This is a genomic window from Williamsia sp. 1138, from assembly GCF_002095435.2.
GTDB lineage: Bacteria > Actinomycetota > Actinomycetes > Mycobacteriales > Mycobacteriaceae > Williamsia.
In genome coordinates this window covers 147,143-162,472 of the sequence record NZ_MJEJ02000048.1, presented here as the reverse complement: position 1 = coordinate 162,472, position 15,330 = coordinate 147,143, and the positions used below count along the sequence as shown (strand labels likewise).

The window sequence follows — 15,330 nt, the reverse complement described above, 5'->3', positions numbered from 1 at the left end:
GGGTCATCGGTGTCCGCCGTCCGGGTGGTGGCCACCGCGTTCGGGTGGACTGTGCAAGGCGCGTGAGTCGGCCATCAGGCGATCTCGCTCGTCGGGCTCGGGTCGGTCGAGGTCAGCCGGGTCGGGCTCACCTCGGAAACGGTGCCACAGACGCCGTCCGGCCAGTAAGACCAGCAGCACCCCGGCGCAGATCGTGATGATGAAGAGCGGTTTTCCATATGCGTTGGAATGTACTGACAGGTTGATGGGATCGCCCAACGGGACGCCGTTCGCGGTCACCAGACCGATTGCGACGGTCATGGATCTCGACCGGTCCGCTCGGGTGGGGACCTGAATCTGGCGGGTGCCGTTCGGGGGGATCTCGATCACGCCCAGGTCGCCGACGGTCATCCCGTCGGGCACCGCGATGTTCAATCGCACCCGCATCGCCACCGGCAGATCGCTCCGGATCACCAGCAGCAGAGGGCTGCGCTCGGAGGCGAGTGTGAAGCGGCCCCCCGGATCGAGGATGCCCACACCGTCGCGGATGCTCGCCACCGTGATCGAGACCGCCGAGGTACGCATGGTCGCGGCGTGGCCCGCCGCGTGCTGATCCTGCGGGGCCACCGACGCCATCGCGCGCAGCAGATCTTCTCGCAGCGGAGCCATGTAGGCGGCCGGGGTGACGGGGACATCGGCCCGTCTGGTCATCGCGTCCTGCAGCTCCGAGATCTGCGCGCTGCTGGAGCGGACCGCTGCGATCGTCTGGGGGCTCGGGCCCTGGATCTGCGCCGTACGGGGAGCGACGAGGGCAGCCCCTGCGGGTGTGGAGGAGGCGGTCGCCAGTTCCGAGGCGATGTCGGGCAGTGCCCGCGGCACCGCGAGGTCGGAACCGAGGAGCATCGTCATCGCCGAGAGCACCGCCTTGGTGTCCTCGGGTGTGGCCGACCACGTCGGTGGTGCGATCAGCACCTCACCGCGGCCGATCCGGTCGGCGATCGGATCGGCCGGCGGCGGTGGGCTCTGCGCCTGGGTGGCCTGGGGTGTCGCGCCACTCGCCGACGGCGCGAGCGCGGAGAACATCAGCGAGGCGATCGCCGTCTGCCTGCGGGCCTGCTCGGAGCCGTGTACCCAGCCCGCACGCTGTGCGTTCGGCGTGACCTGGGCCGAATGCGGGGTCGTCCCCACCGCGGCCAGTGCGCTGGCGAGGGCGGGATCGTAGGTCTGCGCCGCGAGGTCTGCGCCGAGGGGGTACACGCCGTCGGGCGAGGTGGGCGCGCTGTTGGCGAGCCCGGAGGCGGCGACGATGGCGCCCGTCGACCCGGTGTCGCGGACCAGGTCGGCCCCGGCGTCGTCGACGACCCCTGATGCCGGGATGGCCAGTCCGCGCACACTCTTGACGCCCAGGATGGTGTCGACGATGTCCGAGGGGGCGCGGAGCCCGACCTCGGAGAGCTCTTTGTCCGCCACCTGGGTCAGGGCGGCGGTGTCCACGTGCGCAAACGATGTCGCGACGACGCACGTCTGGCCGGCCAGGGCGCTGAGCCTGTCCAGGAATGCGATGGCCTGCGGGGTTCCGGTGCCTTCCCGGGCCGGTCCGGTGGGGTCGCCCGGATCGGTGGAGACCAGGTAGGGCTCGGTCATCGATTGCAGGCTGATCAGCAGGTCGGGATCCACCGCCAGACAGAGGCTGCGGGAGAGCTGGGAGTCGGGATCGTCTGCGTGTACCTGCTCCATCGCCATGAGCAGATGATCGAGGCGACCGCCCGGTGAGATCGACTGCTGCAGACCGTTGTCCATCAGGCGCACGGTCTCGTCTCCCCCGCCGGTGACGCCGGGCGCAAGCGAAGCCGGGGCGGCGATCGGCCACAACATCGTCAAGCCGACCGGCGACGATGTGTCCGGTGGGATGGAGCCGTCTCCCCCGATCGGTGCGGTGGCGGGATCCGCGCCCTGATCAGCGATCTGGGCCCGGTCGCGGTCCGCAGGCAGCCCCATCACGGGCAGCAGGGTGCGCGAGTCGTCGAGTCTGGCCGGCACACCGTAATCGGGGGTGCCGTTGACATTGATCAGAAGCGGATAGACGCCGGGTTTGTCGATCTGAAGACTGGGATCGCCGGAACTGTTGTCCGACAGATTGATCCGCAGGGTGAACGGGACGGTCTTGCCGGGCGCGAGCTGTTCGGAGATGTCCTGGAACTCGCCGACGACGTCGAAGCTGTTGGCGTCGGCGGACAGGGAGTCCCCTAGTCCCGCGCTGGTGGTCACCTGCGGTGCCCGTTGCAGACGCATCGCGATGTTGCGGACCGGGCGATCGCCGACGTTGGTGAGGGTGCCGCGCGCGGTCACCGTTCCGGGGCTGGTGGTGGTGACCGTGGAGGGGTCGATCGCGTCGAGCGAGATGCTCAAGAACTCTTCTGTCCCGGAGTCTCCGTCGCCGGGTGCGGCACCGGCGAGTGGTCCCGACCCGAGCACGAACACGACCCCCACCGCGAGCACCCCGAGAAGCGCGATCAGTACCCGCATCGATCGGGCCTTCACGTGGCGTCAGGTGGGCCGGGGTCGGCCGGCGGACTGTGTGCAGCCGGTGCGCCCGAGGAGTCGTCACCGTCGCCGCCGCGGCCGGCCCCGCGACGTCCGCGGCGCCGTCGTCGCCGGGGTTTCGCGACCACCAGCGGCTCGTTGCGTTTCTGGTTGCGGGCGGCCGCCGCCTTCTCGTAGGCGTTCGGCTCGGTGCGGGCACCCTGCGACTCCGATTCCGCCATCCGGTCCGGGTCGGCGGTCAGTTCGGCGATCACGTCCTCGGCGACCCGTGCGAGCCGACGCTCGTCGGAGTAGGTCAGCCGGCGGGGTAGATCGGTCAACGGCACCCAGGCCACCTCGGCGACCTCGTAGTCGGCGTCGGAGAGTTCTCCGCCGGTGAACCGCATCAGGTAGTGGTGGACGGTCTTGTGGATCCTCTTGCCCTCACTGACGAACCAGTAGTCGATCTTGCCGAGGGGCGCGACGACGTTTCCCTTGATGCCGGTTTCCTCGGCGACCTCGCGGATGGCGGTCTGTTCGGCCGTCTCCCCCGTCTCGATGTGACCCTTGGGCAACGACCACATCATCCGGCCGCGACGGTCCACCCTGCCGATGAGCGCTGCACAACGCTCGTCACCGGGCCCGTCCAGGCCCGACACCATCAAGCCGCCTGCGGAGGTCTCCCTGACCGTGCGGAGACGCTGTTTGGCGAGGTTGGCGGGCACCTTCGGTGGCGCCTTGGACTTACCGACGTCCGACGGCTTGACCTGTGCGGTCCTGCCCTCGGTGACGGGGTTCCCGGCCACTCCGGTCGCCTCACTGCGGGCCGCCTCGGCGCTGCTGTCGGCAGGCCTCGACGGTTTGCGGCGTCGGCCCCGCCGGGATCGGCGCGAGCCGCCGCCACCCGACTCGGTCGCGGAGTTCGCGCCCGCCGATTGTTGCTCGCCACCTGCGGCTTGTTGACGCGGCTCGGTTCCGTTCTGGTTCGCGCCGGCATCTCGAGCCGCGCCGCGCCTACCGCCGCGCCTGCGCCGTGGGCGTCGGGCGACGTCCCTATTCGGCTCGGTGGGTTCGGCTGACACCCACTAGATGCTAGTCGTGTGTAACCCGCTGTTTGCTCCAGCGTGGCCGTTGGACCGTGCCGGGAGACGAAGCCGGAGGTGTACCTCGGTACTCTGGCGTTTCGTGACAACTCCTGCTGATTCCACAGATGACCTGGCCGCCGCCGAACGACGGACCAGGTTGCTGGCTGCGGCTGCGGTCTCGCTGAGGAGTCTGTCGGACGTGCTCGACCCGCTCGGAGCGCGATTCGCGGCCGCGGGATTCGAGCTGTATCTCGTCGGGGGTTCGGTGCGTGATGCGGTGCTGGGGCGCCTCACGAACGACCTCGACTTCACCACCGACGCCCGGCCCGACAAGGTGAAGGAACTGCTGCACGGTTGGGCGGAGGCGATCTGGGACACCGGTATCGATTTCGGCACCATCAGCGCCGCCAAGGCCGGGCACCAGATCGAGATCACGACGTTCCGGGCCGATTCCTACGATCGGGTCGGGCGCAACCCCGAGGTGCGGTTCGGTGATCGCCTCGAGGACGATCTGATCCGCCGCGATTTCTCCATGAACGCGATGGCGGTGAAGATCGGTGCCGACGGCAGTCAGCAATTCGTGGACCCCCTGGGCGGCCTGGACGCTCTGCTCGCCGGGGTGATCGACACGCCCGCGGCGCCCGAGGACTCATTCAACGACGATCCGTTGCGCATGCTGCGCGGCGTCCGATTCGTCTCGCAACTCGGCTTCTCCCTCTCCCCCGGCGTGTTCGCCGCTACTGTCCGGATGGCTGCGCAGATCGACCGCATCACGGTCGAGCGGGTCGCCGCGGAGCTCGACAAGCTCATCCTCGGCGAGCATGCCGTCGAGGGCGTCGACATGCTGTGCGAAACGGGGCTGGCCGAACGCGTGATGCCCGAGATCCCCGGGATGAAGCTGGCGATCGACGAACACCACCAGCACAAGGACGTCTACACCCACTCCCTCACGGTGCTCTCGCAGGCGATCGATCTCGAGGACGGCGATCCCGATCTGGTGCTGCGGTGGGCCGCGATCCTCCACGACATCGGCAAACCGGCGACGCGCAGGCATGAACCCAATGGCGGCGTCAGTTTTCATCACCACGAGGTCGTCGGCGCGAAGATGGTGCGTAAACGGCTGCGTGCGCTGAAGTATCCGAAGGCCGTGGTCGAGGACGTGGCCAACCTGGTGTTCCTGCACCTGAGATTCCACGGGTACGGCGAGGGACAGTGGACCGACTCGGCGGTGCGCCGCTATGTGACGGACGCCGGCGAACTGCTCCCCCGGCTACACAAACTCGTGCGGGCGGACTGCACCACGCGCAACAAGCGCCGGGCAAAGCGTCTGCAGCAGAGTTACGACAACCTCGAAGCCCGGATCGACAAGATCGCCGAGGCGGAGGATCTCGCACGTGTGCGGCCCGATCTGGACGGCAACGCGATCATGGAGCTGCTGGGCCTGCCGCCGGGTCCTCAGGTCGGTAAGGCCTGGCGGTACCTGAAAGAACTCCGCCTCGATCGGGGTCCGATGTCACATGACGAGGCCGAAGAGGCCCTCCGTCAGTGGTGGGCAGAGCAGCAGGATTGACAGCGTCTAGGTGAGCGAGACCAACTGGCCGAGGTCATCGTTGGGGAGCTCGCCGTCGACCACCGCGGTGACGGTCGCGTTGTTGAGCACGATGCCGCCCTTGTGGTTGTCGAGGAACGCGGTGTCGGCGGCGTCGCGGCCGGTGGCGATCCGGACGAGCGTCTGGCGGGGCGCGAGACAGGTCGCGTCCACCACCCGCCACTGTCCGTCGACGAATGCCTCGGCGACGGCGTGGAAGTCCATCGGGTCGCAGCCTGGCGCGTAGACCGCCACCAGCCGGGCAGGCACGTTCACCGCGCGCAGCGAGGCGACGACGAGATGGGCGTAGTCGCGGCACACCCCGGCGCCGGCCAGCAGCGTGTCGGCAGCGCCGTCGATGGGATCGCTCGAACCGGGCACGTAGTCGAGATGGGTTCCCACCCAGGCCGATACCTTCTCCAGCAACTTGGCGGGCTCGGTGATGTCGCCGAATTGCTTTGCGGCAAAACCGAAGAACTTGTCCGCCTCGGCATAACGGCTGGGACGCAGATAGAGCGACAGGTCGTAGTCGGACACCGGTGCGGGCTCGGTGTTGCCGATCACGGTGGCCTCGTACTTGGCCTGCAGGTTGCCGACGCCGGCGTGCATCATGTGGATGCGGTTGCCGTGGGCGCCACTGATCTCACGTACGTCCAAGGGGCGGCCGTCGAGGAGGAACGACAGTGATTCGGTCACCTCGGTACCCGGATGCGGCGCGATCGCGATCTGGAACTCCAGATCGGTCTCACCGGTGATGTCGACGTCGAGATGGGCAGATACATCACGTTTGAGCACGGGACTCCTTCGAGGGAATACGAGGTACGAGAAAGGTTACGGCACCGGGGAGGGTTTCGATGGTCGCGGGAAGCATGCCGACCCGGTCACCGTCGGCGTAGATGGGTGCAGCGGGCTCACATTCGAGCACGATCTTGCGGCCCCGCAGTTGTTCGACCTCGGGCCTGTGAATGTGTTTGCCGCTGTACACGGTTGGGAAGAGGGTGAGCAGGCGCAGGCGGGAGCCGCTGAGTACGAGGGTGAGGTCGAGTAACCCGTCGTCGATGATGGCGTCGGGTGTGATCTGCATCCCTCCGCCGTACGAACGGCTGTTGCCGACCGATGCCAGGACGAGATCGCGTTCGATGGTGGTGCCGTCGACGGTGATCCGGTAGTGGAACGGCTTCAGTTTCGCGATCTCGGCAACGGCGGCGATCGGGTACCGCAGTTGGCCCTTGGGCCGCGCCAGCATGTTCGCCCGCTCGGTGACCAGTGCGTCGAGACCGGTCGCCGCGACCGTCCCGAACACCGACGTACTGCCATCGCCGAGGGTGATCTGGGCAAGGTCGACACTGCGTTCGTGACCGGCGCCGATGACCGCTGCTGCAGCGACCGGGTCGATCGGGATACCAAGTGCGCGTGCGTGATCGTTGCCGGTACCGGCAGGCATGAGGCCGATGGACATGCCGGTCCCCCGCGCCGCCTCCAGCGCCATACCGATACTGCCGTCGCCGCCGATGACCACGATGGCGTCGTGATCGGACCGGGCGGCGATGTGGGCCAATTCCTGCGCGTGTGTCGCGTCGCGGCCGATCATCTCGGTGACGTCGAGGCCGTGGGCATCGAGGGCGCCCAGTGCGGTCTCGGCGGCACCGGCGCCGAGACCGTGACGTGCGGTGGGGTTGATCAGTGCGGCAATGCGCCGGATGGTCATGGGATCAGTTTGCCCGGGTTCAGGATCCCGGTGGGGTCCAGGGCGTCTTTCACCGCACGCAGGATCCGCACGCCGACGTCACCGATCTCGGCCGCCACCCACGGTCGATGGTCGGCACCGACCGCGTGGTGGTGGGTGATCGTTCCGCCGCCGGCGACAATCGCCTCGGACGCAGCGGCTTTCGCGGCCTGCCATTGCACGATGGGGTCGTCGCTGCACTTGTAGACCACGGTGAAGTACAGCGAGGCCCCGGTCGGATAGGTGTGTGAGATGTGACAGAGCACCAGGGCGGGCGATCCTGACGTCGCGATCGCATCGGTGAGCGCGGTGGTCACGGCGTCCTTCAGTGCGGTGAGGTTGCTCCAGGTGGTGGCCGTCTCGAGGGTCTCGCATCCGACCCCGACGTCGAGGAGCGCGTCGCGCAGATAGGGCGCGTCGAATCGGCCGTGTTCCCAGGCCTGCCCGCGCGGAGCGCCGAGGGACCGTCCGCCGGCGTCTGTCAACACCGCCGCGGCGAGCTCCTGCCGGGCTTGCGCGACAGGGCCCGTGCCCTCGAAGGTGGTGATCGCCAGGGCGCCGCCGGATGCGGTGTCGTCGGTGGCGCCGATCTTGCCGGGGCTCGCGAGGTTCACCGCTGTCTCCGCCTCGTCGGACACCCGCATCACGGTCGGACCGCCACCCTGCTGCGCCACGGCACGCAATGCTGCTGCGCCCGTGATGAAGTCGGGAAAGTGCCAGGCTTCGTGGAGGGTGACCGGTGCAGTGGCACGTACTCGCAGGGTGACCTCGGTGATGATCCCGAGGGTGCCTTCCGAACCGAGGAACAACTGGCGGAGATCGGGTCCGGCGGCGGTCTTGGGGGCGCCGCCGAGATCGAGCACGCCGGCCGGGGTGACCACGCGCATGCCGGTCACCATGTCGTCGAACCTTCCGTGACCCGCCGACGCCTGCCCAGACGATCGGGTGGCCGCGAACCCACCGATGGTCGCGAACCGGAAGCTCTGAGGGAAGTGGCCGAGCGAGAAACCGTGCGCGCCGAGCAGTTCCTCGGCCCGCGGTCCGGTGACCCCGGCGCCGAGAGTCGCCTGACCGGACACCGGATCGATGGAGACCAGCTGGTCGAAGTTGCGCAGGTCCACCGAGAGGACACCGCGCAGACCGCCGGCCTCGGGGTCGAGGCCGCCCACGACGCTGGTGCCGCCGCCGAAGGGCACCACGGCGATCGACCGGTCGGCGCACCAGCGCAGGAGTTCGGCGATCTGCTCACTCGTCGCCGGCGCGACAACGGCGTCGGGGGCGTCCTGGTGGGGCTGCCGACGCCGGAACAGATCGAGGGTCGACTTGCCTCCTGACCTGATCAGACGGTCTCCGTCGGCGGTTCCGACAGGGCCCACGATGGACTCGAGTTCAGCGACGTCGGTGCTTGTCAGGCGGCTGGGGGACAGCTGGACCTCTAGGGCGGTCGGCGCGGAGATCGGCTCGCCCGAGATACCGAGTACCTGGCCGAGCAGGTCTTTGATGGGCTGGGGAAGGGTGGTGGCGGACTCGGCGGAGCCCCAGGCGTTCCACCGCATCGGAGGAAGTGGCAGTACGTGCTGGGGGTATTCGGCGCTCATGCGTTACAGTTTTACACATAATGTCAATCCGTAACGATAGTCCTGACCTGAGTTCTCGTGACTCCGACACGGCGAACATCACCGACCGTGTGCTCGACGCGGCCCGGAGCTGCATGCTGCGGTCAGAGGGCGGCAAGATCGCCCTCGCGGAGGTGGCCAGGGCCGCCGGCGTCAGCAGGCCGACGGTGTACCGCCGCTGGCCGGATGTGCAGTCGTTGACCGGCGAACTCCTCAATCGTGAGATGGCGGCGGTCCTGGCCGCGGTGCCCGAACGCGGTAGCTCGCTGGAAGAGCAGGTCGACCGCTTTGTCGACGTCGCCCAAGGCCTGCATGAGAACTCACTGTTCGCCGCGCTGTGGCGAGAACCCGCGACGGCCCTGGCGCAATACGTGTCGGTGCGCCTGGGCACGAGCCAGCAGATGCTGCTGGCGATGATCGAATGGGCCATCGGAGAGGGGCAGGAGCGCGGCGACATCCGCCCGGGTAGGCCCGACCAACTGGCCGCGATGGTGTTGCTGATCTGCCAGTCGGCAATCCAGTCACATGCCCTGGTCGCTCCCATCCTCGGTGACCGGTGGACCGCGGAGTTGCGATACGCCCTCCTGTCCTACCTGAGGAACCAGTCGTGACCGTCGAACCAGAGAATTTCCCGGCCGGTGCGCTGAACGCGTCGCGGCGTGGTCGCGAACTGGTCGAGTTGGCCTCTCGTACAGAGCCATTGGACGTTCTTGTCATCGGCGGAGGGATCACCGGCGTCGGGGTCGCGCTCGACGCCGCCTCCCGGGGACTGTCGGTGGCGCTGGTCGAGGCCCAGGATCTGGCTTTCGGTACCAGCCGCTGGAGCAGCAAACTGGTGCACGGAGGCCTGCGCTATCTGGCCAGCGGCAACGTGGGGATCGCGCACGAATCCGCCGTCGAGCGGCACCGGATCATGACCGACATCGCACCTCATCTGGTGCGCCCGATGACACAGGTGCTGCCGGTCTTCGACGACAGCCCGGTATTGGGCAGGATAGTGACCCGCGCCGGCATGTTCGCCGGAGACCTGTTGCGCCACAATGCGAAGACGCCGTCCGAACTGCTTCCCCGGTCTCGGAAGGCCTCGGGGGAGGAGGCGGCCGAACTCGTCCCGGGCGTGCGCAGGAAGGGTCTGCGATCGGCCGTGCTCGCAGCCGATGGCCAGCTCGTCGACGATGCCCGGCTGGTGGTTGCGGTCGCCCGCACCGCCGCCGCACACGGCGCGGTCATCCTCACGTACACCCGCGCCACCGAGGTGACCGGTGACGGCGCCACGCTCACAGACGTCAGGACCGGACGCCGTTTCGCCGTCGCGGCCCGGTCGGTGATCAACGCAGCGGGGGTGTGGGCCGGGGAGGTCGACCGGTCGATCACCCTGCGCCCCAGTCGCGGAACGCATCTCGTGGTCTTCGCGCAGGCGCTGGGGAATCCGACCGGCGCCTTGACCGTGCCGATGGCAGGCAGCATCAGCCGGTTCGTCTTCGCATTGCCGCAACAACTCGGCCGTGTGTTCATCGGGCTGACCGATGAGGATGCGCCGGGGCCGATACCCGATGAACCACGGCCCACCGAGGCCGAGATCGACATGCTCCTCGAGACGATCAACAGGGCACTGGCCCGGCCACTGGACCGGTCGGACATCCTCGGGGTCTTCTCGGGCCTGCGTCCGCTGGTGGACGAGGTCGGCGCAGGCGTCGAGATGAGCACATCGGACCTGTCCCGCAAGCACCTCGTCGCATACACCGGCGGGATGATCACGGTGGTCGGGGGCAAGCTCACGACGTACCGGCAGATGGCCGAGCAGGCCGTGGACGTGGCCCTCACGCGGTCGGGAGTGCTTGCCGGACCGTGTATCACCGCAACCCTTCCCCTGATCGGCGCCTCCGGTGCCGCGGCAGATTCGGCGCTACCGCCGTCGATGATCGCGCGTTTCGGAGGGGAAGCGGAGCACGTCCTGGCGGTCGCCACCACCGATCGTCCGGCCGCACCCATCGCCCCGGGGATCGACGTCACGCGCGCGGAGATCGAGTTCGCGATCACCCACGAGGGTGCGTGCACGGTCTCGGACGTCGTGGACCGACGTACGAGGATCGGTTTGGTGCGGGGCGATGCCGACCGATCGGCCGGCGCCGTCGCGGAGATCCTCGACGGGGCTGCGGAGACGTCGGCCTGAGTTAGTGTGGGCTCTCATGAGCGAAGTGAGTGCCGACGATCTCGCCGACATCGTGGCTGCCACCCGCAGCTTTGTCCGCGAACAGGTGATTCCCCGTGAACAGGAGATCGCCGACGCAGATGCCATTCCCGACGATCTGCGTGACGCGATCAAGGACATGGGCCTGTTCGGATTCGCGATCCCGCAGCAATGGGGTGGTCTCGGCCTGGACCTGGAGCAAGATGTGGCACTGGCCCAAGAACTCGGCTACACCTCACTCGCGGTGCGCTCGATGTTCGGAACCAACAACGGCATCGCCGGCCAGGTCCTGGTCGAGTTCGGGACCGACGAGCAGAAGCAGCTCTGGCTGGCCCGGATCGCCTCGGGGGAGGTGGTCGCGTCGTTCGCACTCACCGAGGACGGCGCGGGGTCCAACCCCGCGGGCCTGCGGACGAAAGCCGTTGCCGACAAAGACGATTGGATCATCAACGGGTCCAAACGCTATATCACCAACGCGCCGTCGGCAGACCTGTTCGTGGTCTTCGCCCGCTACCGCGACGCCGACTCCGACGGCCCGGGCATCGCGGTGTTTCTCGTTCCCGCCGACGCCGAGGGGGTCAGGGTCGGCCCCAAGGACAAGAAGATGGGCCAGTCCGGATCACAGACGGCGGAGGTGTATTTCGACGACGTGCGGGTGGACGGGTCCGCACTGGTGGGAGGCGATCCCGAAGTGGGTTACCGGGCCGCGATGACCATCTTGGCGCGCGGCCGGATCCATATCGCCGCGGTCGCGGTCGGTCAGGCACAACGCGCGCTGGACGAATCGGTCCGCCACGCCGCGCTGACCACGCAGGGCGGCAAGGCAATCGGCGACTTCCAGCTCGTGCAGGCCATGCTCGCCGACCAGCAGACCGGGGTGATGGCCGGCCGGGCGCTCGTCGCCGAGGCCGCGCGGAAGTGGGTCGCCGATGAGGACCGGAGAATCGCGCCGTCGGTGGCGAAGGTCTTCTGTACCGAGATGCTCGGCAACGTTGCCGACCTGGCCGTGCAGATCCACGGCGGCGCGGGGTACATGAACGGTGTTGTGGTGGAGAGGATCTACCGTGACGCCCGGCTGTTGCGACTCTATGAGGGCACCAGCGAGATCCAGCGGTTGATCATCGGTGGGGGACTGGTGCGCGCCGAGAAGAAGCGGAATCAGTAACCCATCCCGCGTAACTCGTTCGCCAGCTGATCGAGGTGCGCCCGCTGTACGTCGAGGTGCGGGGAGATCCTGAGCACCGTCTGTTCCGAACTCAGGGGCGCCCGCCAGGGATCGGCGCAGGTGACGAGGATGCCGATCGAGCGCAGCTTGTTGCGCGCCGCCAGCACGTCACCCGCCTCCCATCCCGGCGGGGGTGCCAGCGTGACGATCGCCGAAGGTTCGTCGATGGGCTCGAGCACCTCCCAGCTCCCGATGCCGGTCAGCCGTTCCCTGGTGAACTGCCCGATCGTGGCGAGCTCGCGGTTGACCCGCGCCGGCCCGAAGCTCTGCAATTCCTGGATCGCTACGCCGAGCCCGAGCCGGCCCGCGATGAAGGCCTCGGAGCTCTCGACCTCGACGGGCCTGACCGAATCGGCCCGCACGGCGAGGAAGCCGACGCCGCGGGGTCCCGCCAGCCACTTACGGCTCGTCCCGTAGACCACGTCGGCGCCCGATGCGCAGTCCCGCTGGCCCAGTGCCTGCGCGACGTCGACGACCACGGGTACGCCCGCGGCGCGCGCGAGGTCGACGATCTTCGAGACCGGTTGCACCACACCGCTGTGTGATCCGATGTGGCAGATGTGGATGAAGTCGGGCTGCTCGAACTGGAGCATGTTCTCGAGGGCGTCGGTGTCGACGTGCCCGTAGACATCCGCCGACGGGATCGTGTGCACCGCGTAACCGCGACGCTCGAACTCGTCGAGGTTGGGCCCGAACTCGTTCGTCGCCACCCACACCGACGCGGAGATGGGGAGGTTCCAATGGGTGAGAAGGGCTCGCAGCGCCGCCTTGGCGGATTCTCGGAATGCGAGCTCGCTGGCCTGGTGTCCGACCAGCTCGGCGATGTCACGGCGGCACCTGTCGAGTGATTCGGCGATCTGTTCCTCCGCGACGTACGCACCTCGCTCCGCCTCACGCCACAGGTGCGAGGTGATGGTCTCGATCACCCGCTTCGACGAACGTGATGCCGATGCCGAGTCCAGGTGGATGCTCACCGGCTCGGTACGGGCGCGATGCCAGAGGTCACCGAGCTCGCTCACGTACATCCGTAGAACCTCCTGGGCGCAGAGCCCCCGCTCGGGTGCTTGTCGGTTCTCACGCTACCGCGAAGACACCCGATGGAACCGAGACACCCGATGGCGCCGTCATATCCGTCATGGAGCCGACAATCGAGTACGTCTTCGGATCGGGAGACGGTACGACCCAGTCGTGGACCTCTCCGCCGGATCTGACCCTTGGATCGGGTGGTCTCGACGCGGTCCGGATCGACTTCGACGGCGACGGCCGCCTCGACGATGCGATGTGGGACCGCAACGCAGACGGCCGTGCCGACTGCAGTGTGCTGGATCTGGACGACGATGGTCGGCCCGACGCCTGGTACACCGACGACGGTTCGGGGGTGTGGGGTCGAGAGCTCGAGCAGGGAGACGCCGATCTGCGTTGGAGCGATCCGATGGGGGAGCAGCACACGAGTCCGGCCACCACCGATCTCCACGGATCCTGCGCGAGTGTGGACGTCGCCGGTGACGGCGGCACCGACGACAGGGTGTGTGACCGGGATTCCGATGGTCTCGCCGAGATCGTGGTGATGCGCTCCGGCGGGCGGTTGTACCTCGACACCGACCTGGACTCGACACTCGACCAGGTCATCGTCGACAGCGATCTCGACGGAACTGCCGATGCCGCCCTGTCGGTGGGACAGCCGGGGTTCGGGCTGTGAGTCAGGCCGCCTCTTCGCCGGTGCTCCGGTGCCGCAGCCGCCGATCCTCCAGCGCACGTGCGGTGCGATAGGTGCGTCCGGCTCGCCATACCCGAAACGCCGCCTCGAGGCCCAGCAGCAGCGTCCCGACCATGCAGAAGCTGAGGGCGAGCAGACCCAGGGTCACGCTGACCGGACTGTTCTCGGCAACGTGGATGTCTGCGGCCCAGATGAGGCCCGTCCCGATGATCTTCCATACGGACCAGGCGACGGCGAAGATGCCACCCACCCCGACGACGAAGCGCAACTTGCCCAGTTCGGATCGCACGACGGTCCAGGCGAGGAAGCCTGCGGGTAGCCCGATCCAGATCGAGAAGACGGCCTCGTAGAGCACCACGTTGAAGACGTTCCCGTAGTCCGCGAGGAAATCAGCGCTGGGAGGAAAGTTCGAGTGCACCAACGTGAGATTGATGATTGCCACCGAGCCGGCGGCCCCGAGGACGAGCATCATCAAGCGCTGGTGCAGATCGGGGTCGGTCCACTCGTCGCCGTCGGGATCACGGCTCTTGCGACGGATGGCCATCAGAGCGCCCATCAGGGCGCACCCGGCGATGACGGCCGATGTTGCGCCCCAAATGCGCTCCGAGGTGCTCAGAGGTTCGCGCACACCGCCGAGTGGGATGAGGCTGATGTAGTTCTCGCCGGTGAGGGAGTAGAACGCCATGCACACGCCGAATGAAATGGTGGTCGCGTGGCGGTACCACCCGCCGCGCAGCGCCACCAGCGCCGCCAGGACCACGCCGGTCCAGGCAAGCGCGCCGAGCGCATCTCTCATGCCACGATGCCAACAGCTCCGAACGCAGCAGTCAAGGCACGGTTGTTACGAGGCTGGCTACCACGGCCTTCGGCGAGGGTGCCGACCGTCGTGGCGAAGGCCTCCGACTGGGCTTCTCGCCGCGAGTTCTGATCGCAACCCTCGTGACCGGCGAGCAGATGCCAGGCCTCGTGCGCCGCGATGTGAATGCTGTGGGCCTTGGACACGTTCGCCGGGATGACGATGATGGCGGTACCGCGACTGGTCCGCAATGCCGCGCCGGTCACCTCGCCCGAGTTGAGACTGTCAGAAGTGATGCAACGGACAGGGCAACCGAGTTCCTTGGCAAGCCGGATCTCGAACGCCTCCCACGACCAGTCACCCTCGGGGGAGATGGCAGCGGCGAGCCGAAACATCTTCTGGCGGGTCATCATTGTCCGACGCTCTTCTCGGCCTCGAGTACCCGGCTCACCTCGCGGAGCAAGGTGACCAGTTCGGCCCGCCCGGTCGAGGACAGTTGATCGGCACGGAGACCCGCGACCTGCAATCCGGTCTCTTCGATCGCTGCCTGAACCTCTTCACCAAGGGTCCGGGGACTCGAGGAGAAATGGTCTTTGGAGACACCGAAGAACGAGCAGATGGCGTCCCGCACGGCGCCGTCCACCTTCATCACGCGCCCCTTGCGGATCCGCCACACGAACTGCCGATCGATGGTCCGGCCGGTTTCGGCCGTGACCCAGTCGGCGATCTCTGCGTTTGCCGTCCGAGAGCCACCTGGCCAGCGGGACGCACAGAGCCTATTGAGCTCGATTGCGAACTCAGACACCTCATCACGATTGCGCATGCGGACCATAGTGCCAGGTGAATAGCCCTTTTGTCGCTATGTGAGCGGCTAAGGTCACTCA

14 protein-coding genes are annotated in these 15,330 nt (G+C 67.7%); 5 read left to right on the top strand and 9 right to left on the bottom strand.

The window, feature by feature from the left end:
* Positions 1–3: 3 nt before the first annotated feature.
* A complete protein-coding gene (locus BH683_RS19220) occupies positions 4–2,505 on the bottom strand; it encodes a DUF6049 family protein (protein WP_143696094.1) in 2,502 nt (833 codons plus the stop codon).
* 11 nt (positions 2,506–2,516) lie between these two features.
* A complete protein-coding gene (locus BH683_RS19215; protein ID WP_084837874.1) occupies positions 2,517–3,584 on the bottom strand; it encodes an NUDIX hydrolase in 1,068 nt (355 codons plus the stop codon).
* Positions 3,585–3,687: 103 nt separating this feature from the next.
* Here BH683_RS19215 and BH683_RS19210 point away from each other — a divergent pair, with 103 nt between their 5' ends.
* Positions 3,688–5,157, top strand: a complete 1,470-nt coding sequence (locus BH683_RS19210) for a CCA tRNA nucleotidyltransferase (RefSeq protein WP_246833470.1) — start codon at positions 3,688–3,690, stop codon at positions 5,155–5,157.
* Between the two features lie 6 nt (positions 5,158–5,163).
* Here BH683_RS19210 and BH683_RS19205 read toward each other — a convergent pair whose 3' ends face one another.
* Genes BH683_RS19205 through BH683_RS19195 form a run of 3 tightly spaced genes read right to left on the bottom strand, consistent with a single transcriptional unit; the run spans position 5,164 to position 8,457 of the window.
* Positions 5,164–5,970, bottom strand: a complete 807-nt coding sequence (locus BH683_RS19205) for a transglutaminase family protein (RefSeq protein WP_084837872.1) — start codon at positions 5,968–5,970, stop codon at positions 5,164–5,166.
* A complete protein-coding gene (locus BH683_RS19200) occupies positions 5,957–6,883 on the bottom strand; it encodes a diacylglycerol kinase (RefSeq protein ID WP_084837871.1) in 927 nt (308 codons plus the stop codon). The genes BH683_RS19205 and BH683_RS19200 overlap by 14 nt, the downstream gene beginning before the upstream one ends.
* Positions 6,880–8,457 carry an FAD-binding oxidoreductase gene (locus BH683_RS19195; RefSeq protein WP_084837967.1) on the bottom strand — a complete coding sequence of 526 codons (1,578 nt, stop codon included), beginning with the start codon at positions 8,455–8,457 and terminating at the stop codon, positions 6,880–6,882. Before BH683_RS19195 ends, BH683_RS19200 begins: the two co-directional genes overlap by 4 nt.
* 62 nt (positions 8,458–8,519) lie before the next feature.
* Between BH683_RS19195 and BH683_RS19190 the strand changes: the two genes are divergently transcribed.
* Genes BH683_RS19190 through BH683_RS19180 form a run of 3 tightly spaced genes read left to right on the top strand, consistent with a single transcriptional unit; the run spans position 8,520 to position 11,873 of the window.
* A complete protein-coding gene (locus tag BH683_RS19190) occupies positions 8,520–9,128 on the top strand; it encodes a TetR/AcrR family transcriptional regulator (protein ID WP_084837870.1) in 609 nt (202 codons plus the stop codon).
* Positions 9,125–10,690 (top strand): glycerol-3-phosphate dehydrogenase/oxidase, encoded by a 1,566-nt coding sequence (locus tag BH683_RS19185; protein WP_246833469.1) that lies wholly within the window; start codon positions 9,125–9,127, stop codon positions 10,688–10,690. Before BH683_RS19190 ends, BH683_RS19185 begins: the two co-directional genes overlap by 4 nt.
* A gap of 16 nt (positions 10,691–10,706) precedes the next feature.
* Positions 10,707–11,873, top strand: coding sequence for an acyl-CoA dehydrogenase family protein (locus BH683_RS19180; RefSeq protein ID WP_084837966.1), 1,167 nt, complete (start codon positions 10,707–10,709; stop codon positions 11,871–11,873).
* Here the strand turns inward: BH683_RS19180 and BH683_RS19175 are convergent.
* Complete coding sequence (locus BH683_RS19175) at positions 11,867–12,958, bottom strand: aminotransferase class V-fold PLP-dependent enzyme (RefSeq protein WP_084837868.1); 1,092 nt, start codon at positions 12,956–12,958, stop codon at positions 11,867–11,869. The two genes, BH683_RS19180 and BH683_RS19175, sit on opposite strands and share 7 nt — an antisense overlap.
* A gap of 110 nt (positions 12,959–13,068) precedes the next feature.
* On the opposite strand from BH683_RS19175, the gene BH683_RS19170 reads away from it, so the two are divergent.
* The gene (locus tag BH683_RS19170) at positions 13,069–13,632 is read left to right on the top strand and encodes a hypothetical protein (RefSeq protein ID WP_084837867.1); all 564 of its coding nucleotides are present in this window, start codon (positions 13,069–13,071) and stop codon (positions 13,630–13,632) included.
* Between the two features lies 1 nt (position 13,633).
* Here the strand turns inward: BH683_RS19170 and BH683_RS19165 are convergent, their stop codons facing one another.
* Genes BH683_RS19165 through BH683_RS19155 form a run of 3 tightly spaced genes read right to left on the bottom strand, consistent with a single transcriptional unit; the run spans position 13,634 to position 15,269 of the window.
* Positions 13,634–14,446, bottom strand: coding sequence for a hypothetical protein (locus BH683_RS19165; protein ID WP_084837866.1), 813 nt, complete (start codon positions 14,444–14,446; stop codon positions 13,634–13,636).
* Positions 14,443–14,859, bottom strand: a complete 417-nt coding sequence (locus BH683_RS19160) for a hypothetical protein (RefSeq protein ID WP_084892657.1) — start codon at positions 14,857–14,859, stop codon at positions 14,443–14,445. Before BH683_RS19160 ends, BH683_RS19165 begins: the two co-directional genes overlap by 4 nt.
* Positions 14,856–15,269 (bottom strand): hypothetical protein, encoded by a 414-nt coding sequence (locus tag BH683_RS19155; protein ID WP_143695264.1) that lies wholly within the window; start codon positions 15,267–15,269, stop codon positions 14,856–14,858. The genes BH683_RS19160 and BH683_RS19155 overlap by 4 nt, the downstream gene beginning before the upstream one ends.
* Between the last annotated feature and the right edge of the window lie 61 nt (positions 15,270–15,330).